General features: G+C 56.6%; 25 protein-coding genes. All 25 read right to left on the bottom strand.

Annotated elements, in window-relative coordinates:
* Positions 1-255: 255 nt before the first annotated feature.
* The 25 genes from aroH to der all read right to left on the bottom strand — a co-directional run bounded on the left by aroH (position 256) and on the right by der (position 19,642).
* Positions 256-624: a chorismate mutase gene (gene aroH / locus ABD76_RS14805; protein WP_197258029.1), complete on the bottom strand. Its 369-nt coding sequence runs from the start codon at positions 622-624 to the stop codon at positions 256-258.
* 2 nt (positions 625-626) lie between these two features.
* Positions 627-1,748: a 3-dehydroquinate synthase gene (aroB, locus tag ABD76_RS14800; RefSeq protein WP_197258028.1), complete on the bottom strand. Its 1,122-nt coding sequence runs from the start codon at positions 1,746-1,748 to the stop codon at positions 627-629.
* A gap of 11 nt (positions 1,749-1,759) precedes the next feature.
* A complete protein-coding gene (aroC, locus tag ABD76_RS14795) occupies positions 1,760-2,929 on the bottom strand; it encodes a chorismate synthase (protein WP_197258027.1) in 1,170 nt (389 codons plus the stop codon).
* A gap of 215 nt (positions 2,930-3,144) precedes the next feature.
* Positions 3,145-3,363: a molecular chaperone gene (locus ABD76_RS14790; RefSeq protein WP_420901948.1), complete on the bottom strand. Its 219-nt coding sequence runs from the start codon at positions 3,361-3,363 to the stop codon at positions 3,145-3,147.
* 56 nt (positions 3,364-3,419) lie between these two features.
* On the bottom strand, positions 3,420-4,301 hold the full coding sequence (locus tag ABD76_RS14785) for a CheR family methyltransferase (protein ID WP_197258048.1): 882 nt from the start codon (positions 4,299-4,301) through the stop codon (positions 3,420-3,422).
* A gap of 168 nt (positions 4,302-4,469) precedes the next feature.
* Entirely contained in the window at positions 4,470-4,913 is a 444-nt protein-coding gene (ndk, locus tag ABD76_RS14780) for a nucleoside-diphosphate kinase (protein ID WP_197258026.1), read from the bottom strand.
* A gap of 92 nt (positions 4,914-5,005) precedes the next feature.
* Positions 5,006-5,980, bottom strand: coding sequence for a polyprenyl synthetase family protein (locus ABD76_RS14775; RefSeq protein ID WP_197258025.1), 975 nt, complete (start codon positions 5,978-5,980; stop codon positions 5,006-5,008).
* 8 nt (positions 5,981-5,988) lie between these two features.
* On the bottom strand, positions 5,989-6,858 hold the full coding sequence (locus tag ABD76_RS14770; protein ID WP_197258023.1) for a menaquinone biosynthesis protein: 870 nt from the start codon (positions 6,856-6,858) through the stop codon (positions 5,989-5,991).
* The gene (locus tag ABD76_RS14765; RefSeq protein WP_197258021.1) at positions 6,830-7,459 is read right to left on the bottom strand and encodes a UbiX family flavin prenyltransferase; all 630 of its coding nucleotides are present in this window, start codon (positions 7,457-7,459) and stop codon (positions 6,830-6,832) included. The genes ABD76_RS14770 and ABD76_RS14765 overlap by 29 nt, the downstream gene beginning before the upstream one ends.
* Complete coding sequence (locus ABD76_RS14760) at positions 7,456-8,328, bottom strand: UbiA-like polyprenyltransferase (protein ID WP_197258019.1); 873 nt, start codon at positions 8,326-8,328, stop codon at positions 7,456-7,458. Before ABD76_RS14760 ends, ABD76_RS14765 begins: the two co-directional genes overlap by 4 nt.
* Positions 8,321-9,070, bottom strand: coding sequence for a demethylmenaquinone methyltransferase (locus ABD76_RS14755; RefSeq protein WP_197258017.1), 750 nt, complete (start codon positions 9,068-9,070; stop codon positions 8,321-8,323). The genes ABD76_RS14760 and ABD76_RS14755 overlap by 8 nt, the downstream gene beginning before the upstream one ends.
* Positions 9,071-9,096: 26 nt before the next feature.
* Entirely contained in the window at positions 9,097-9,966 is an 870-nt protein-coding gene (locus ABD76_RS14750) for a heptaprenyl diphosphate synthase component 1 (protein WP_197258015.1), read from the bottom strand.
* Positions 9,967-10,090: 124 nt separating this feature from the next.
* On the bottom strand, positions 10,091-10,639 hold the full coding sequence (locus tag ABD76_RS14745; protein ID WP_197258013.1) for an ATPase: 549 nt from the start codon (positions 10,637-10,639) through the stop codon (positions 10,091-10,093).
* 201 nt (positions 10,640-10,840) lie between these two features.
* Positions 10,841-11,062, bottom strand: a complete 222-nt coding sequence (gene mtrB, locus ABD76_RS14740) for a trp RNA-binding attenuation protein MtrB (RefSeq protein WP_168181472.1) — start codon at positions 11,060-11,062, stop codon at positions 10,841-10,843.
* Between the two features lie 169 nt (positions 11,063-11,231).
* Complete coding sequence (locus tag ABD76_RS14735) at positions 11,232-11,504, bottom strand: HU family DNA-binding protein (protein WP_006678894.1); 273 nt, start codon at positions 11,502-11,504, stop codon at positions 11,232-11,234.
* A gap of 277 nt (positions 11,505-11,781) precedes the next feature.
* Complete coding sequence (gene spoIVA, locus ABD76_RS14730) at positions 11,782-13,260, bottom strand: stage IV sporulation protein A (protein ID WP_197258011.1); 1,479 nt, start codon at positions 13,258-13,260, stop codon at positions 11,782-11,784.
* Between the two features lie 363 nt (positions 13,261-13,623).
* Complete coding sequence (locus ABD76_RS14725; protein ID WP_197258009.1) at positions 13,624-14,364, bottom strand: hypothetical protein; 741 nt, start codon at positions 14,362-14,364, stop codon at positions 13,624-13,626.
* 70 nt (positions 14,365-14,434) lie between these two features.
* Positions 14,435-14,791, bottom strand: coding sequence for a 2Fe-2S iron-sulfur cluster-binding protein (locus tag ABD76_RS14720; RefSeq protein WP_197258007.1), 357 nt, complete (start codon positions 14,789-14,791; stop codon positions 14,435-14,437).
* Between the two features lie 64 nt (positions 14,792-14,855).
* Positions 14,856-15,494: a nucleotidyltransferase family protein gene (locus tag ABD76_RS14715; RefSeq protein WP_197258005.1), complete on the bottom strand. Its 639-nt coding sequence runs from the start codon at positions 15,492-15,494 to the stop codon at positions 14,856-14,858.
* A 119-nt stretch (positions 15,495-15,613) separates the two neighbouring features.
* The gene (locus ABD76_RS14710) at positions 15,614-15,916 is read right to left on the bottom strand and encodes a 2Fe-2S iron-sulfur cluster-binding protein (RefSeq protein ID WP_197258004.1); all 303 of its coding nucleotides are present in this window, start codon (positions 15,914-15,916) and stop codon (positions 15,614-15,616) included.
* A gap of 34 nt (positions 15,917-15,950) precedes the next feature.
* Positions 15,951-16,130 carry a DUF2768 family protein gene (locus tag ABD76_RS14705; protein ID WP_006678900.1) on the bottom strand — a complete coding sequence of 60 codons (180 nt, stop codon included), beginning with the start codon at positions 16,128-16,130 and terminating at the stop codon, positions 15,951-15,953.
* 173 nt (positions 16,131-16,303) lie between these two features.
* Positions 16,304-16,582 (bottom strand): stage VI sporulation protein F, encoded by a 279-nt coding sequence (locus ABD76_RS14700; RefSeq protein ID WP_197258002.1) that lies wholly within the window; start codon positions 16,580-16,582, stop codon positions 16,304-16,306.
* Positions 16,583-16,677: 95 nt separating this feature from the next.
* Complete coding sequence (locus ABD76_RS14695; protein ID WP_197258000.1) at positions 16,678-17,703, bottom strand: NAD(P)H-dependent glycerol-3-phosphate dehydrogenase; 1,026 nt, start codon at positions 17,701-17,703, stop codon at positions 16,678-16,680.
* Positions 17,693-18,307 (bottom strand): glycerol-3-phosphate 1-O-acyltransferase PlsY, encoded by a 615-nt coding sequence (gene plsY, locus ABD76_RS14690; protein WP_197257998.1) that lies wholly within the window; start codon positions 18,305-18,307, stop codon positions 17,693-17,695. The genes ABD76_RS14695 and plsY overlap by 11 nt, the downstream gene beginning before the upstream one ends.
* A 12-nt stretch (positions 18,308-18,319) precedes the next feature.
* Positions 18,320-19,642: a ribosome biogenesis GTPase Der gene (gene der, locus ABD76_RS14685; protein WP_197257996.1), complete on the bottom strand. Its 1,323-nt coding sequence runs from the start codon at positions 19,640-19,642 to the stop codon at positions 18,320-18,322.
* Positions 19,643-19,774 lie beyond the last annotated feature (132 nt).

The following is a 19,774-nucleotide window of genomic DNA, read 5'->3' as shown; positions in this document are numbered from 1 at the left end:
TTCGCCAAATATCCCCCGGTTCTTATGCAAAAAAGGGAGGACAGGCTCTACACCTCTGGCGACGGCTTCCGCCTATGACGTTATCCATGCTCTCAGCTCGACTCAACTCAATCTCATCTCAACTAACTCTACTCGACTATGCTTCTTCACATCATACCCGCAAATGAACGCTGCGTCAACACCCGAACGGAAGCAAGCGCCATCTCCGTTACTCCCTTCCGCACAGGAACGCTTATACCCGGAAACGCTTCTCCGCTATGAAGTAGCCAAGTCCGGGCGCAGTTGGGAAGCCTCGTTCAAGTACACGTGGCGCATTTCCCGCTGCGATTTGTTTGTATTGACGGTCACCATCAAACGGATGCACAGCGGCAGGCTGCCCGCGACGGGCACCTCCACGGCGCACATTAACGGCACCCATTCCCAGCCCGGCATCGCGCGAATGGCCTGCGCCGGGAAGGAAGCGTTCAGATCCTGGGTCATCGTAATCCATATGCTGACGATGTCCTCCGGAACGATCTGATTCTCTGCCACGATATGTTCAAGCAAGACGGTCGTCTCGCGCCGTATTTCATCCGCATCATTGCGCTGGACGGTGGTCGCTCCGCGTATTCCTCTTGCATACATGCCTAATCCGTCTCCCCTTTCAACTCTTCGATGATGTTCCGCACCAGTTCGACCGGCACATCGCGCCGAATCTCCACCTTGCCGATAGCTGTCGGGAGCACAAATACCGTCCGGCCCTCCTTGAACTTCTTGTCATGCATCATCGCATCCAGAATCGCCTCGGTCGAATATCCGGCCGGAATCGATACAGGCAGGCCGAACTGGCGCATCAACGCTTCCGTCCGCGCCGCGACATCCGCTGCCGCTCCGAGCCGCTCCGCCAGACGGGCCGAGCCGACCATTCCGATCGCGATCGCTTCGCCATGCAGCAGCTCGCCATAGCCGGCCACCGCCTCCAGGGCATGGCCGATCGTATGGCCCAGATTCAGAATCGCCCGCAGTCCGTTCTCGCGCTCGTCCTGAGACACGACGGCGGTCTTGACGGCGCAGCCTTGCGCCAACCCATAGGCCAACGCTTCCTCATCCTTGGCCAGCAGCTTCCCGGTATTCGCCTCGCACCAATCGACGAAGCCGGCGTCCCAGATCAAGCCGTGCTTCACCATCTCCGCCAGCCCGGAACGGACATCCCGATCAGGCAGCGATTGCAGGGTGGCCGTATCATAAAGCACGAACTCCGGTTGATGGAAGGCGCCTATGATGTTTTTGGCCAGCGGATGGTTCACCGCGACCTTGCCCCCGACGCTGCTGTCATGCGCCAAAATCGTGGTCGGCACCTGAACGAAGCGGACGCCGCGCATATACGAGGCCGCCACGAAGCCGGCCAGGTCGCCGACGACGCCGCCGCCCAGCGCCACGACCGTGGACATGCGATCGCAGCCGGCCTCCAGCGCGGTGCGGACGCAGTCCTCGAAGACGGCCAGCGATTTGGATTGCTCCCCTGGCGGCACGGTAAGCGACGCGGTACGGTAACCGGCCGCGTGCAGCGCTTGCTCGGCCCGGTTCAAATAACGCCGGCCCACATGCTCATCGGTGATGACGAGAATCGGGCTTCCCGCAGGGATGCCCGCCTGCCGGCTCGCCTCGCCAAGCCGGTCCAGGAGCCCGCTCCCGATCCAGATCGGGTAAGAGCGTTCGCCAAGATCGACTCTCAGCTCTACGGCTTGCATCGCTTCCTTGTTCTCCATGACGCTCCCTCCTAGTACCGGGCCACTTGCTGCAAGTATTGCTCATAGTTGGCGCGAATCTCCTCCATCGAGTCTCCGCCGAATTTCTCCAGGAACGCCTTCGCGACCTCCCAAGCGACGACATGCTCCAATACGACGCTGGCCGCAGGCACGGCGCATGCGTCGGAACGCTCCACTTGGGCCGTGAAGGCTTCCTTCGTGTCGATATCCACGCTGCGCAACGGCTTATACAGCGTCGGAATCGGCTTCATCACGCCGCGAACGACGATCGGCATCCCGTTCGTCATGCCGCCCTCGAAGCCGCCAAGGCGGTTGGAAGCGCGCGTATAGCCCTTCTCTTCGTCATAGAGGATCTCGTCGTGCACCTGCGACCCGCGCAGGCGTCCGGCTTCGAAGCCGATGCCGATCTCGACGCCTTTGAACGCGTTGATGGACATCACCGCCTGCGCAATGCGCCCGTCCAGCTTGCGATCATATTGCACATGGCTTCCCAATCCGACAGGAACGCCTTCGACGATGCACTCCACGACGCCGCCGATCGAGTCGCCCTCTGCCTTGATTTTATCGATGTAGGCCTCCATCGCCTTCTCGGTCTCCGGATCAACGACCCGAACCGAAGACTGCTCGGTCCGTTCGATCATCTCCTCCAGCGCGAGAGTATGCGGCGGCGCCTCGATCTCCCCGATGCGGATGACTTGTCCGCCGATCTTGATGCCGAACGCTTCCAGCAGCTGGCGGGCGACGGCGCCTACCGCGACGCGGGCCGCGGTCTCGCGCGCGCTGGAGCGCTCCAGCACGTTGCGCAGATCGGTCAATTGATATTTCAAGCCCCCGTTCAGATCCGCATGTCCCGGACGGGGACGATGGACCCGGCGCTTTTCTTCGTCGGAGCCTTCGATCGGCTCCACGTTCATAATATTCCGCCAATGCTTCCAATCCTTATTTTCGACTACCAGCGCGATAGGAGCTCCGGTCGTGTAACCATGACGCACCCCGCCGACGATCGCGGCCGTATCCGTCTCAATCTGCATCCGCCGTCCGCGGCCATACCCTTTTTGGCGGCGTTGAAGCTGAAAGTTCAACTGTTCAAAGTCAATCGCCAGGTTGCTGGGCATCCCTTCAACGATGGCGGTCAATTGCGGTCCGTGGGTCTCTCCTGCTGTCAAATAACGTAGACTCACCGTTGCTCCCCCTTTAAGCTGTATTGCTGTAAATGGCTAAAATCCTTAACTCTTTTGCTCATTATAGTATAGGAGGCAACGTTTGACAAGAAAACAAAAACACGCTCCGAAGGCGCAATGCCGCCAAGAGCGTGTCATGAACTGTGCGCATATGTATCGCTCGCCGCCATCCGGCGGCGGACGCCAAGAACCGGAAGGAACAGACCTCAGCTCCGCTATCTCCATACGGAGGCGCGCTTCGGGGCCGCCCGCAAATGCGCGGAACCGGTTCCCGCCCGCTCCTCCTCCGCCAACAGAGGGAGCCAGTTTTTCAATGTCACTTCCACCCCAATGATTTGGGCGCATTCGTGGATCGTTAATTCTCCGCGCTGGTATGCCGCGATGACCGTCCTCTTGTCCATGATCGTTAATCGTCCCTCCGTCCTCGTAGTCATCCTGGAGGATGCTCATACCGTCTACGTTAGTCTAGTATCGGAAGAAGGGATACGGATTATACGCTAGATGCCATTTTCCGGTAAAAGAACGTCTCTATCGTCTCCAGTCCGTATTGGCCCGGATTGAAAATCTGCTCCGTGCTTCCCACAAATAGAACTCCGCCCGGTTTTAGCGCATCGGCGAATTTGCGGTACAGTTGGAACTTGGCTTCCTCCGTGAAATAAATCATGACATTGCGGCAAATGATCAGGTCATGCGAGGTGTCGAACGCGTCATCGAGCAGATTTTGCTTGCGGAACCGAATCGCGCTCTTCAACGACTCGACAACCCGGTACCCTTCCGGCGTCTGTTGAAAATATTTCTGCCGGTACAGATCCGGCACATCCTTGAGCGAGCGCTCCACGTAGCACGCTTCCTTCGCCTTCATCAAGACGTTCTCGTCAATATCGGAAGCGGTAATCTGAGTGCGCTGCAGCAGGCCCGACTCATTTAATATCATGGCCAGGGTGTACGGTTCCTCTCCGGTAGAGCAGGCCGCGCTCCAGCAGCGCAGTTGCTTCGTATTGGCCGCCAACGCCGGCAGCACGCTGTCTCTCAGCGTGACCCACCGGTTCGGATTGCGCCAGAATTCGGAGACATTAATCGTCATCCGGTCCAAAAATTCATCCAGCAAGCCCGGGTTCTGCCGGATCGCTTCGAAAAAACTGCGAAAGGTCGTGTACCCGTTCTTCATGCGCAGCGTCGTCAACCGCCGCTTCATTTGCGCTTCCTTGTACTGCAGCAGATCAATGCCTGTCAGGCGCTTGATCTCCGTCACGAAATGCCGGTAATCCTCATCCTCATGTCCCGCAGCTGCGGAAGAGGCTCCGCTTTCGGCTGTCGCTTGACCGAAAGGATAGGACGATAGGGCAGGCTGCCGCTTCGATTCATGCATCATCATTCACTCTCCACCACTTCATCATGGGAGCCGTTCTTCACAACAGCAAAGAACACGGCTGAACAGTTTCCTATTCGCCGTGTTCCGATGTTTTTCCTGCTTTATGTAAGCTCTTTCAACAATTATTAGGCCGGTAATGCAGGAGAACCTTCCAATTGCGGGCTATGATCAGATCCAGCTCTCTACCGCGCGATCATAGCTGAGAATGTCGCTGTCGGCGAACAGATTCGCAATTTCTCTGGCAGCGCTTTCTTGCGAATCGGAACCGTGCACCAGATTGAGCGGGGTGTGGGACGCATAGTCGCCGCGAATCGTTCCCGGCTGCGCCTCTCCTACCTTCGTCTTGCCAATCATCAAGCGCGACAAGCTGATAATCTCATCACCTTCCCAGATCATGGCGAACACGGGACCGGAGGTAATGAAATCAACCAATTCGCCAAAAAACGGCTTTTCTGCATGCTCTGCATAATGGCGTTCCGCTTGTTCGCGCGTAATCATCATTAATTTCCCGGATACAAGCTTCCATCCTTTGCGTTCAAAGCGGCTTACGATTTCCCCGATGAGTCCTCTTTGCACGCCGTCAGGTTTGACCATGATGAATGTGCGTTCCATAGGTTCACTCCTCAATTTATTATGAAAGTAGTCCAGCGAACCAAGTATACCAAATATTTCATCATTTCGCACCTTGACTTTTTATATCCGGATTAATGGGATCGATTGGCAATAAAATAGGCGATATCCCGCAGGTTTTTGCGCGCGCGGATATCAGGCAGCTGCTCCAGGGCATGAACAGCTTTGCTGATATAGCGTTCGGCGAGCTGTTCCGCGCGCCGGATCCCCGAGCTCTCCCGTATCATATGTAAGATCGAAGACACATCCGTATTTCCGTTCATGCACCGGATGCGTTCAATATCCCGGAGCAGCGCCTGCCGCCGTCCGGTCTCTTCCAACGCATAAATGACAGGCAGCGTCAAATTGCCCTGCCGGATGTCATTGCCCGGAGGCTTCCCCAATTGCGCTTCGGTGCCGGTCAAATCAAGCACGTCATCGCGAATCTGGAACGCCATCCCGACATTGTAGCCGAAGCGGTATAACTGGCGCCCGATGGCGGCCGATGCCCCGGAAGCGATAGCTCCCAGTTGGCAGCTGATCGCGATCAGAAGCGCGGTCTTGCGGCGGATTCGCAGCAGGTACTGCCGCTCGGATTGGGAGGTATTGAAGAAATCCCGAATCTGTTCCATCTCCCCGATGCACATTTGAACCATCGCTTTCGACAGGATCCGGTGAATTTGCGGGTCCTGCAGCTCGGTGGCCAGCACCAGCGCCTGCCCATAGATGTAGTCTCCGGTATACATGGCAACCCGGTTATCCCATTTGGCCTTGACGGTGAGCTGTCCCCGCCGCGTATCGGCATCGTCGATGACGTCGTCGTGAACGAGCGAAGCCATATGAATCAGCTCCAGAGGGACGGCTACGTATTTGAGTCTCTCCAGATCATAGGTCCCGAATTTGCCGGCCAAGAGAACGAAGACCGGGCGGATGCGCTTGCCCCCTGCCTTGAGCAGCTGCAGCGAAGCGTCATTCAGCGTCCGGAGATCGTTTGCGATCGATCGTTCCAGCTGCTCCTCGATATACGATACATCCTGCTTCATTGTCGCGTAAATGTCCCACAATTTCATGCCTTCACCTAACCAACCGTATTTTCCGACCAGAGTTCAAGCCGAACTTCATGATCAATAAGTCCTAACTCGTACGCGTATTGGAAATAGCGTTGAAGCCCTTCCTGCTGCGGACGATCGAAATCGTAATTCAAATTGGTAAAATAATCCATCCAATAGTCGACCGTGCCGCCGATCGTGCGTACGGCCTCCTGCGCCAGCGGGCGCGGATCGAGCAGGCTCTTCCGCTTGCTGGCTTCGAACGCGTCCATAATGATTTTGATATCGTCGCCATGCTGGCGGATGACGTCCCGGTTGACCGCCCATACGGCGAAGGTCATCCAATGCCCGGTCCATTGGCGCCACAGCTCGCCGAGATCGATCACTTCATAACCAGGGTTATTCCAAGAGGCCCGGATGGCGTGATCGCCGATCAGAACGGCGCCGTCCGCTTCAGCCATCATCGCGTCCAGATCCGGATCCATCGGAATGTATTCCGGATGCGCACGGTAGAACTTCGCGGCGATAATTTTGAACAGATTGGTCGACGTGGCCGATGTTGTCGTCAACGCGATCTTGCCCCGGAGCGCTTCCTCCAGCGGCTTCTTTAAAAAAAGAAAAATGGAATTGACGCGGCCGTGCGCGCTCACCGACAAATTCGGGAACAGCGTATATTGCTCGGAGGAAATGCCGTAAGCAAACGCCGAAATCGGACCCATATCAATCCTGCCTTCACGCATCGCTTGATTCAGCCCGGCAGGGACCGCCGGAATCATGTCCAATACGGCCCGGGTATTCTTCGGCTGAAAATGATAAAAGATCGGCCATACGTTCGTATAGTCGATGCGGCCGATGCGAATATGGGACGGGTTATTGTTCGTGTCTTGCTGCAGTACCATCAGGTTCCCCCCACCTTCTAAACAATTGATGCTCGATATCGAGCGTGTCCAGCACCTTTCCGACCAGGAAGTTCACGATGTCGTCCAACGTCTTCGGATGATAATAGAACGCCGGCATCGCCGGCACGATGCGCACGCCCATATGAGCGAGCTTGAGCATATTTTCCAGATGGATCGCATGCATCGGCGTCTCGCGCGGCACGACGATGAGCGGGCGCCCTTCCTTCATCATCACGTCGGCAGCCCGTCCCATCAAGTTGTCCGAGGATCCGTGAGCCAAGGATGACAGCGTCCCCATGGAGCAAGGCATGATGATCATGCCTTGGACACGGTATGAGCCGCTAGCGATGCTGGCCCCGATATCCTGGATCGGATGGTACACGATGCGGCCGGCTTGCTCGCCGAACGCCCGCTCGATGGCCTCCTGGCGCCGGGCGACTTCCCAACCCAATTCTTCCTTGAGCACCCGCCAACCGGCATCCGAGACGAGCAAATGCACGATGCAGCCGGCTTCCAGCAGGCATTCCGCGAGCCGGATGCCGTATATCGCTCCGCTCGCCCCGGTAATGCCTACGACATAACGTTTGTTCGCCGCTGTCATGAGCCCAGCACCACCAGATCCAGCAAAGTGAAGGCGAATACGACAATGCTCAAAATGCCGTTCAGCGTGAAGAATGCGGTGTTCGTCCGGCTCAGATCATATGGCTTGACCAGCATATGCTCATAAATGAGCAAGCCGGAAGCGATGATAGTTCCGATAATATACCACCAGCTCAATTGCGTGACGAACATCAGCAGAAGGAAGCCGATCGCGGTCACAATGTGAAACCCGCGCGCTATCCACAATGCCTTCGCAATGCCGAACCGGGCGGGAATCGATTTCAAGCCTTCCTTGCGATCGAATTCGTAATCCTGGCAAGCATAGATGACATCAAAGCCCGTCGTCCAGCAAGCCACCGTCAAATAAAAAATAATAGAAGTCCAGTTCACCTCATTCGTGACCGCAACCCAGCCCCCTAGCGGAGCGAGCGCGATCGTCAAGCCAAGAATAAAGTGGCACAGCCATGTAAACCGCTTCGTGAAGGAATAAAAGACAAGCATAAAGACGGCAATAGGCAATAAATAAACAGCCAGCGGCTGCAAATTGGCGGCTGCCCAGAACAGCAGCCCGAACGATACGGCCGTGAATAATATCACTTCGCCTGCCTTGAGCAGGCCGGCCGGAATGGCGCGGTTGGCCGTGCGCGGATTTTTGGCGTCGATGGCGGCATCAATGAGCCGGTTCAAGGCCATCGCCGCGCTTCGCGCTCCGACCATGGCCATCAGAATCCATCCCCATTCGGCCAGCGTTGGGAAGCGGTTATCCATGACCATGGAACCGAGGATGGCACCCATGAACGCAAACGGAAGCGCGAATAACGTATGTTCGATTTTTATCATTTCCAGGAAAATACGCACTTTTTTAAACATGTCCATTCCCCTTCGTGCCGATGTGCAGCGCGGCAATTCCTCCGGTCAGCGCCTTCGCTTCCACCTGCTCCAGGCCGGCGGCGCGGAACATGTCGGCCAGTTCCTGGCGGCCCGGGAACGCAGCCAGGGATTCCGGCAGCCATTTGTACTGCTCGTAGCGCTTGGCAATCCATTTCCCCAGCAGCGGAAGGAGCCGTTCGAAATAAAAATAGTACAGCCCTTTGAACGGCTGCCAGGTCGGCTTGCTCAGTTCCAGGCAGACGACCCGCCCTCCGGGCTTGACGACTCTCCGCATCTCCCGAATCACTTGATCATAGTCGGGGACGTTGCGGAGTCCGAATCCGATCGTCACGTAGTCGAAGCTGTTATCCGGGAACGGGAGATCCATCGCATTGCCTTCGACAAGCCGGATCTGATGCTGCAAGCCCAATTTTTCTATCTTGCGCTGCCCGACGGACAGCATCTTCGGACTGAAGTCCAGACCGATCATCTGTCCCGTGCGGCTTGCCTGCGCGAGCTGGATCGTCCAGTCGCATGTCCCGCAGCACAGGTCGAGCGCGGTCTCCCCGGGCTGAACATTCATCCGGCGCATCGTATAATTCCGCCACGCTTTATGACGCCGGAAGCTCATAATATCGTTCATGACATCGTATTTATGAGCAATGTTCTCGAACACATCATGCACATATTCTTCTTTGGACTTCCCCGTTTTTGGCGAGTGAGTCTCCATGTTATGCGTCACCTTGCCCTTCACCTCAATCCGGTATGTTAACTGCGTTGAGCCGCAGCATTGGTCGGAGAAGACGGCAGCACGAGCGGGCTGAGCAATTGGACGACCCGTCCTGTCGTCACGGCGTCCAGCGACATCGCGGACGTAATGGTCTGCAGCTTGTCCTGAATGACCCGAATCTGGTACGCCAGCTGCTGTCTCACTTCATACTTCGCCATCATCGCGCTCCAGAACGCGGTGTCGTAGGCGCGCTGCTTCATCTTCCTTCTCTCTTCTTCCGTGCCTTGCTGCCATACATGCCAATAAGACCAACTGCCTTCGAAGCGCTGGAACTGCTCGGAGCGTTCCTCTTCCTGCTTCATCACTTCCAGTTCGGCGACCTGGTCGAGAAGCTGCTCCCATAAACCTACGTCCTGGGCAGCCATGCGATGGTTGAAAGACTGGAACAGCGTCTTGCGCAGAGAGACGCACGCGCGCAAATATTCCTCCGCCGTCATCGCCCACTGCTTCATCTTCTCGAGCGTCGCCACCTTGAGCTGATTGACGGTGCATACCGCCTGGCTCAGCGCCCGGATTGCATCGATCTGACCCGCATGGGCGAGCAGATGATAGAAGCGGCTGCTGAAATAATCGCCCGCCAGCACCTTGAGCTGACGGGAACGCAGATTGCGATCGCTCTCATCCTTGGTCGCCATTTCAATCAAGTCGTGGGTATCGAGGCCCACTTGCACGAGCGAAGTCACCAGCGAAATGAGTTCGCTGTGCTCCGCACCCTTCTTGCTGCGGTTTAAAAAGGCGAACATCAGCTCCACCCGCGTGTGTGGGAACGCAGGCAGGTCAGTGTACGCCTGTATCATGTCATGTTCTACGTACCGTTTTGCCAATTGCGAAATGTGGTTTACTTCCATTATGAGTCCTCCGACAATAAGCGGTTAGTCATCCTGGCGGGATGTCGCAATCTAAATCATTATATCATAGGTTCCATATGAACGGGCATATTTTCTTGCTGCCCCGTCGGGCCAGACATGCCTTCTATCTGTCTCCGGGAAAAGTCCGATCCCAGAGCGGCGTATAAATAAAGCGAAGCGCCTGTTCCGTATCGGGCGCGACGACGCCCTCGCGGATTGCCTTCAACCGTTCCGGCGTCGCTTCCTGCTTGCGCGCGTCCAGCGACAGCAGCACATAATTTTTCTTCAAGCGCTCGTCCTGTATGACGATCCGCAGCAGCAACCGGTTCACGTTGTCCGTTCGGGTAAAGCTGTGCTGCAGCATCTCGTATATATCATGATAGATCGCATCCGGCCTCGCGATAGTGGAGGCGACCTTCATGTCAATCGTCAGCCCGTCTCCGTTCCATGCGGCCCGGCTCAGTCTCAACTGCAGCGGAATATCCGATAAATAGTCGACCAGCCGCGCATCGGTGACGGAGACCGTCTGCGGCGATGCCGTTACGGCCGCCGCCTCCTGCGGCTTGTTCCCGTCCGCGCGGTGCGCGGCGGACAGCCAGCCAAGCCCCGCCGTCAGCAGGACGGTCGCCATCGCCGTCAGCATGGCCGGCCGCCATCGTTGAACCCGGTTCATTATACCCGCTCCCCTACTGTACATGGTGAAGACATCCGCTGTGAATCCCTATTTCCAGTCTCGACCCATAAGAGTATGTCCATACCTCATCATACAGTGAAATTGTGCCGGGTATGACTGCATTTCCGAAGCAGACCAACCGCGGCATCCTGGCCGGGCCCCGCAAAAAAACCGCCCCGCAGCATGGCGGAGCAGCTCGCCCTAATCCGTATCGGTATGCACCTCGCCATGCTTCGTCAGGATGACGGCCTTGCCGCGCACCTTGACCGCAGACGTATGTTCGGTGAACTGCGCAATCAGCACTTCATTCTTGTCCAGCTTCTCGATATGATGGAAGCGGGTATCTTGGCCCCGAGTCAGTCCGAATACTTGAACGCCTTGATCCTTCGCCTTGATCACGATATAGTCGGTCTGGTTCTCCAACAGAACTCCCTCCTCTTCTCTCGCTATTATAACACGGTTGCGCCGCTTGCCCATAGCCCGTCTCGAACCGATGGAAACGTCTTGCCGGACAAGAGAAAGCCGCGACGGAATCCCGTCGCGGCTTCACTGAGCTCGCGTTCCCCATGGTCACTAGAGTATGTAAGTTCACTTATTTGATGCCGTCTTTAAGTGCTTTACCCGGTTTGAACGCAGGGATCTTGCTCGCAGGAATTTCGATTTCTTCGCCCGTTTGCGGGTTCCGACCTTTGCGGGCGGAGCGCTCGCGCACTTCGAAGTTGCCGAAGCCTACCAATTGGACCTTGTCACCGTTCTGCAGTGCGTTGGAAATCGCTTCGAAGACGGCGTCTACAACTTTCGTCACGTCTTTCTTGGACAATTCCGTGGACTCTGCAACCTCGGTAATCAATTCGGATTTGTTCATTCTCAATTCACCTCCCGATGAAATATGTCCTGTTATCCCTTTTTTTCACTGTTTCCTATGAAAATATACATCATCAACCCTAAAAACGTCAGATACAGCTTGGCTCCGCCGTCTTTCATGGTCGAGGAACAAATTTATAGTAATATACCGCTATCACAAATGCAAGGGGGTAAAATCGGCGCCGCGCCGCGAAATAAACAAAAAAGCTCAATCCGCCCCCTGTTCCCGAGAGAACAAGGAGCGCCTGAGCTACTCCGTATCCGGTCTGAATGTTCCGTCACAGGATAATGGCAATCAGGCCGCCCGATCCTTCGTTGATGATCCGGCCCAGCGTCTCCTGTAGCTTGTAGCGGGCATTGTCCGGCATCATCGCAATCTTGCCCTGGATGCCTTCCCTGACAATGGAGTGGAGGGAACGGCCGAAAATATCGGATTCCCAGATCTTCGTCGGGTCGTTCTCGAAGTCCTGCATCAGATAGCGCATCAATTCCTCGCTCTGCTTCTCCGTGCCGATAATCGGCGCGAATTCGGATTCGACATCGACCCGGATCATATGAATGGACGGGGCTGTCGCCTTCAACCGCACCCCGAAGCGCGATCCTTGGCGGATAAGCTCCGGCTCGTCAAGAGCCATCTCGGTTAAGGTCGGAGCCGCGATGCCGTAGCCCGTCGTCTTCACCATCTCCAGCGCATCGGCGAACCGGTCATATTCCCGCTTCGCATGGGAGAATTCCTGCATCAGTTGGAGCAAATGATCCTTGCCCCGTATTTCAACGCCGACGACCTCCATCAAAATCTGATCATAGAGCTCATCCGGCGCGTACAAGTCGATTTCGGCAACGCCTTGCCCCATATCCATCCCGCTAAGTCCGGCGCGGGCGATAAAGTCATAGTCCATGAATTGCTGCACGACGCGGTCGACATCGCGCAGACGGCGGATATCCTTGACTGTATCGCGAACCGAGCTCTCATAGCTGGTACGCAGCCAATGGTTGTCATGTAGGACCATAACCCAGCTCGGCAGATTGACATTGACTTCATGAACCGGGAATTCGTACAGCACTTCCCGCAGCACGCCCATCACGTCATCTTCACTCATCGTCGCGACGCTGAGAGCCATCACCGGAATATCGTATTTCTCCTGCAGCTCGTTGCGCAGCGCAACGGTTTCTTCACTCTTCGGACGCGTCGAGTTGATGACGAGCACGAACGGCTTGCCGACTTCCTTCAGCTCGTTAATGACCCGTTCTTCGGAGTCGACATACGAATAGCGCGGAATCTCGGCAATCGAGCCGTCGGTCGTGACGACGACGCCGAGGGTGGAATGCTCCTGAATGACCTTCCGCGTGCCGATCTCCGCCGCTTCCTGGAACGGGATCGGATCCTCGAACCACGGCGTATTGATCATCCGCGGCCCGTTCTCGTCTTCATAGCCTTTGGCGCCTTCCACGGCGTAACCGACGCAATCCACGAGGCGGACGTTCACTTCCAGTCCTTCCGCCACCTTAATCTGAACCGCATTGTTCGGCACGAACTTCGGCTCCGTCGTCATAATCGTCTTGCCCGCAGCGCTCTGCGGCAGTTCGTCGACGGCGCGAATGCGGTCGGATTCATTTGTAATATTCGGAAGAACGACCGTCTCCATAAAGCGTTTGATAAAAGTCGATTTCCCCGTGCGGACCGCACCGACGACCCCGAGGTAAATATCCCCGCCGGTACGCTCGGCAATGTCCTTAAAGATGTCCACTTTTTCCAATGATATCCCCTCCTCAAAATGTTCCGACGGACAAGAGGCTTTCGTCCGCCTCTCGTCCTTCTGAAACGATTGGCACCGTTGCTAGGATTGAGCTGTTGCCGTTGTCGCCAGTGTTCTCCGCCGAGACTTCACGTTGTACAAGGGCATTGCGACGCAACTCGTACATGTTTTTGGACTAGTATCATCTTATTTCGCACCTATCGCAAATATGACCCCTGATAGCAACATTTTTCTTCGCCGGGCGCACTCACGCCTTCCAAATCAGTTATATGAAAGTCATAGAAAAGTATGACAACGCAAACAAGACCGTACGGAAAATTTCCATACGGTCTTGCATTTGGCCTGGCCCTTGCCAGTGGATGATTACGATTCGGGGTCCGCCTGCGGCCAAGGAGCCCCATCCTTCCATATGTACGGGACGGATTTGACCGGGACATAGAATGATTTCTCGGTCAGCAGCGGGCGCAGGTCGGCTCCATCCTCGGCGGGCAGCGTGTCTCCCGCCTCGATGACCTGCATCAGCTCCATCGCGTAATCGGCATAGACGCGTCCCTGTTCATCCATCATCAGCGCCAACGGTTCTCCGCTGAACGGATTTCTGACGTTCGACGGCTTGAGACCGGCGGCTGCTTCATCGATCCGGTAGAAGCCGGGATAGGCCTCTTCCTTCGAAGGCAGGCGTCCCTGCTTGCGCTTGTAGGAATCGACGGCACGGGCGGCATCATTCACATATTGCGCCACCGCCAAATCCATGATCCGGACCTTCGGCTCCGTCTCTTCGTCGAGAATAAGATACGATCCGGTGCCGCCCGCCTCGAACGCGCTGGCCGGCGCGGCGCTCAGCTTGCCGCTGTGCTTCAGCGCCTCGAAATCAACGCGGAACTTCTCATACCGGGGAACATCCTCTTCGCTGTTCTGTATCGGGAGCAGTCCGGTATCCTTCAAATATTCATCCACCGCGCTCTGCACGAGCAGCACGCCCTCGCGGGCGGACTGCTGATTCTCCTTCCGCAGTTCCTTCGGATACATGCATCCTTGCAGCAGCGCCAGCAATAGAGCGGTTACAGCGACGATGCCGGCCCCTCGTTGTCGGTTCACTATCATTCCCTCCAGCCTGTTTCTATTAGAGGTTTCCATCGCAAATTTGCTTGTTGAGCATGGGTGCTCCAGTCATTTACCACAATGCGTCCTCGCCCCGCTGTTCCTCCAGCTTGCGGCGGACGAGCGCCTTCAACGGATCTTCCGGCACCTCGACCGTGACGCTTCCCGCTCTGCCGCTCAGCCGAACCTGGCAAGCGAGACGAGCGCCCAGCGTCTCCTCCATCCCCATCTTCCGCACCTCGGGCGGAGTCGGGGCCGTGACGGCATGCGCATCGCCGGACACGTTCACCTTGCACAGGAGGCAGCCCGCTTTGCCGCCGCAGCGCGTGCGCACGGCCACTCCGGCCTGACGGGCGGCCGCCAGTATCGTCGTCGGCCGGACGACATCAATCGTTTTCCCGGCCGGCATGAATGTCACGCGCGTTCCCACAGCGCTCCTCCCTTTCCCTTCAACCATTCCGGTGCCTCTAACAGCCTGCTGGCCGCACCCGTTCCTATTCTTCCTCCCGCGACCGAACGGTTCGGTTCGGGATGATGCCCGCCATCACCTGCGGGCAGAGCTCGCACAGCCGCTCCGCGAAGCGCGAACTTGCCCGGCAGCGATTCCATACGGCCCGCATCGCCTCGACATGCTTGTCCGGCTCCCGGTTCATGACGCGCACGATGGCCTCCGTGCGATCCTCCCGCTCGCGCAGCAGGTTGAAGACCAGCTCATGAGCCAACGGCATCAGCCGGATGACGTGGCGGCCGAGCGCATGCTCCGGCCCGACAGGCCATAACCCTTCGACAATCACCGTCTCATAGCGGCATTCCGGCGTCGTGACCGTGAAGCCTCCGACCAGCTCGGCCGTTACTCTCTCATGGCGGTAATGGCTTAACAGGGAGCGGTAACGGTCGGTGACGCTCCATACGGGCTCATCCGTCGACCAGTCGCCCCAGGCGCGGTGCAGGGAAGCGGCCTCCGCTTCATCGGCGTACAGATCAATGTCGCGCGGCTCGCGGTCGATATCCACGCCTTGCAGGACCAAGCCGCAGCTTCCGCCCAGCATCCAAGGCAGCGTTCCCGGCGGGCAGGCCTCCGTCAAAAGGCCGATACTCTTCTCTAGCGAATGAGACAATGAATGTTCGTTCATGCGGCGCGCTCCATTTCCTCTGTGTATCTCGACGCGAGCGAAAGGCGGGAAGCCCTTCACAACGCGTGCTAATAATGAACCGCCCGTATTGATGGACAGCGCCAATAGACGCAGCGGCGTCATCCAAAATACGGCTTATGTATCGCTTCTACCTGACCGTCCTTCACCACTGTCGTCTGACAGGCGAGCCGGTAGCCTTGATGGAATTCTTCCTCCTCCATCCGGTTCCATTCCGCATCGGTGACATCGCCCAGGTTGTCATAGCCGGAGACAATCTGACAACGGCAGCGTGCGCAGGTCCCCCGCGTGCAGGAATAAGACCAGTCCACTTTGGCCTGGATTGCGGCTTCAAGCAGCGTCATTCCGACCGGCACCGTCACGGTAGCCTCCCGTTCGCGTCCCCGTATCTTAATGTCTGCCATAACCCGTTGTTCCTCCTGAGTATGCTTATTGTGATTACATAATGGAAATCAGGCCGTACAGCATGCCGGCCAACAGCATGATGAATGCGACAAACGATAGAATGCCTTTGACCCAACCCTTGGTTTTTGTCCGGGCGAACATGATTAAAAAGGCGGAAAAAGCCATCAGGCCGATTCCGATAAACGATACCCACATCTTCGTCATACCATCCATAGTCTCTGATTCTCCCATTCCTCACAAACTGCTCCCATTATACCATTCGTATCCGCAGAAGAAAACGAGAGTGGATGATTCTTCTTCGCCAGCCGCGGCTTATGATGGCCGCTGGCAAAAAACAAGCAGCGCAAGCATCCGCTCACGCTGCCGCCGGTTGGGGACGGTAACCGCTACTTCTTCATCATCATTTTCATCAAAGCTTCCATATTGTTCGGATTCATGCCGCTCTTCTTCACGGCGCTGACAATATCATTTATTGTAGCTTCCGTCACGGGAAGCTTCGCCACCGCAGCGACCTGCTTGATGAGCTGGCGCAGTTGGGCTTCGCTTTGAAGCGTGGAAGGCTTAACCGATCCGGCAAGCTTTTTGATTTGGTTTTCGGTTATGTTTTTGCCGGCTTTTTTGTTGATCTTGTTCAAGGCTTCCTTCGGGAATTTGTTGCTCGACATATATTCCCTCCTCAAGTCTGTTTACCTTCAATGTATGAACAGATTCCAGGAGAGGTGAGAGATGGAGCGACATTTCCGCACTCAGCCCTGAGCGGTCAGGACCAGGCAGCCACTTCTTCGATCTCGTGCTTGCGTACGCGGCCCATCAAATATTCTACGGCCGTCTTCGCTTCCCTGCCTTCGAACAGGACGCGGTAGAGCTGCTCGGTAATCGGCATCTGCACCCCGTATTGCCCGGAGAGACGGTAGGCGGCCTTCGTCGTCCGAATGCCTTCGACGACCATTCCCATCCGGGACAACACCTCGTCTACAGCCATCCCTTGCCCTATCATCGAGCCGGCGCGCCAATTGCGGCTATGCTGGCTTGTGCAAGTGACGACAAGGTCGCCGACGCCGGCCAGGCCCGCAAATGTAAGCGCATTGGCGCCCATCTTCGTTCCGAGCCGCGCTATCTCCGCCAACCCGCGCGTCAGCAAGGCCGCTTTGGCGTTATCGCCGAAGCCGAGCCCATCGGACAGACCCGCGCCAAGCGCGATAATATTTTTCAGCGATCCGGCCAATTCGACGCCAAGCACATCGGGATTCGTATAGACCCGGAAGAAGGTGTCATTCATGAACAGATCCTGCGCCTGCTCGGCCGTCTCCAATCCGGCGGAAGCCACGACGACCGTCGTCGGGCACTGCAGGACCACCTCCTCCGCATGACTCGGCCCCGACAGAACCGCGATTCGCTCCAGGCCGCATTCAAGCTCCGCAGCCAATACTTCCGACATGCGGGCGAGCGATTCGGTCTCGAACCCTTTGGTCGCGTGGACGATAATCATCTCATCCGTAACATACGGCTTCATCTGACCCGCTACTTGACGCATGGCAGAAGAAGGCGCCACGACAACGCATGCCGAGGCCCCCTCCATCGCTTCCTGCATGCTGCATGTCGCCTTCAAGCCAGGGTGAAGCACGACGTCCGGCAAATATTTTCCGTTGCGATGCTTCTTATTAATTTCTTCCGCTTGGTCGCAATGGCGTGTCCATAAATACACGTCATGCCCATTTTGCGCAAGCACCTCACTGAGTGCCGTCCCCCAGCTTCCGGCGACGAGCACGGCAACTTTAGCGGACACGCGGCACCTCTCCTTTCTTCGAGCCGAGGCGGTTCTCCGTGCCTCGCCACAGCTTCATGATATTGCTTCGGTGACGATAAAAGGCGAACGCGCAAATCAGCAGGCTCCCCCAAAAAATCGGCCAATCATAACGATAAATCAAAATAAAGACCGGTGTCAGCAGCGTAAAAATAAGCGAGCCGAGGGAGACATACCGCTTCCAGGCAATCGAGGCGATGGCCAGCACGCCTGCCGTGAAGGCGGGCCAAAATGCCAGCATCGCCAGCACGCCAATCGTCGTCGCGATCCCTTTGCCGCCGCGAAAACGGAAGTACACCGGCCAATTATGGCCGGTGATCGCCGCGATGCCGCAACCGACCATCACCCAGGAATTATCGGTCAGCCACCATCCAAGCAGCACGGCAATAATCCCTTTGAGCGCATCCAGCAGCAGCACGCTGATGGCCGGTCCCTTGCCCAGCACGCGCAGTGTATTGGTCGCGCCGGCATTGCCGCTCCCATGCTGGCGGATATCGATCCCGCGCAGCCATTTGGCGAGCAGCAGACTGAAGCTGATTGAACCGATTAAATAACTAGCCACGATGGCAATCGTTGAATATACCAATTCCGTTCTCCCCTAACCTTCATCGGATTTGCGGCGGGTGAACAGCCGTATCGGCGTGCCCTCGAAATCGAACGACGTCCGGATCCGGTTCTCCAAATAGCGCTCGTAGGAGAAATGCATCAGCTCCGGGTCGTTCACGAAGATGACAATCGTCGGCGGCTTCACCGCGACCTGCGTCGCATAATTAATGCGCAGCCGTCTGCCTTTATCCGTTGGCGGAGGATTGTAAGCGACCGCATCGCTTATCACATCGTTGAGCAGATGCGTCGGTATGCGCTTCGCATGCTGCTCTGCGACATGCTCGATAACCGGCAGCAGCTTGTGAAGCCGCTGCTTCGTCTTGGCGGACAGGAAGACGATGGGCGCATAAGGCATGAACAGGAAATGATCGCGAATCTTCGTCTCGAATTCATGCATCGTGCGATCGTTCTTCTCGACGACATCCCATTTGTTGACGACAAACAGCGCCGCCTTGCCGGCCTCATGGGCATAGCCTGCAATATGCTTGTCTTGCTCAATAATGCCTTCTTCGCCGTTGATGACGACGAGGACGACATCGGCCCGCTCGATCGCTTTCATGGAGCGCATGACGCTGTACTTCTCGGTCGTCTCGTACACCTTGCCGCGCTTGCGCATTCCGGCCGTATCGATCAGGACGAACCGCTGACCGTCCTTCTCGAACGGAGTATCGATCGCGTCGCGCGTCGTGCCGGCAATATCGCTCACAATGACGCGATCCTCGCCCAATATGGCATTGACGAGCGAGGATTTGCCTACGTTCGGTCTGCCGATCAGGGCAACCCGGATGACATCCTCATCGTACTCTTCCTCGGTCGTCTCCGGGAAGCGGTGGACCACTTCATCCAACAAATCGCCAAGTCCCGTGCCGTGCGAACCGGAGATAGGCACCGGATCCCCGAATCCGAGACTGTAAAATTCATAAACATCGTCCATGCGTTGCAAGTTGTCTACTTTGTTAATCGCAAGAACTACCGGCTTCCCGGACCGGAACAGAATCTCAGCCACTTCTTCGTCCGCCTGGGTTACGCCGCTCTTCGCTTCACACATGAAAACAATGACATCCGCTTCTTCAATGGCCAGCTCGGCCTGCACACGGATGGAGCGGAGCATCTCGTCTTCGCCGTACACTTCGATTCCGCCCGTGTCAATAACGCTGAACGGCTTGCCGTTCCATTCGCCCGTTCCGTAAATACGGTCGCGTGTCACGCCAGGCTTGTCCTCCACTATGGCCAAACGGTCGCCGATGACTCGGTTAAAAATGGTGGACTTGCCGACATTCGGCCGCCCGACAATGGCAACAACGGGTTTTGCCATGCAGTTCACTCCTCATCTCTAATGCAACATCTACACGTAGTTCATCATATCAAAAAATCAGCACCTTGGCTAACCAATTTGCAGGAGACCTGACTAATTTGTAGCTCCCATTTGTCCGGCCCGGACCATGCG

It is taken from the genome of Paenibacillus dendritiformis (assembly GCF_015845845.1).
Taxonomy (GTDB): Bacteria; Bacillota; Bacilli; order Paenibacillales; family Paenibacillaceae; genus Paenibacillus_B; species Paenibacillus_B dendritiformis_C.
This window is presented reverse-complemented; position numbering and strand designations above follow the sequence as displayed.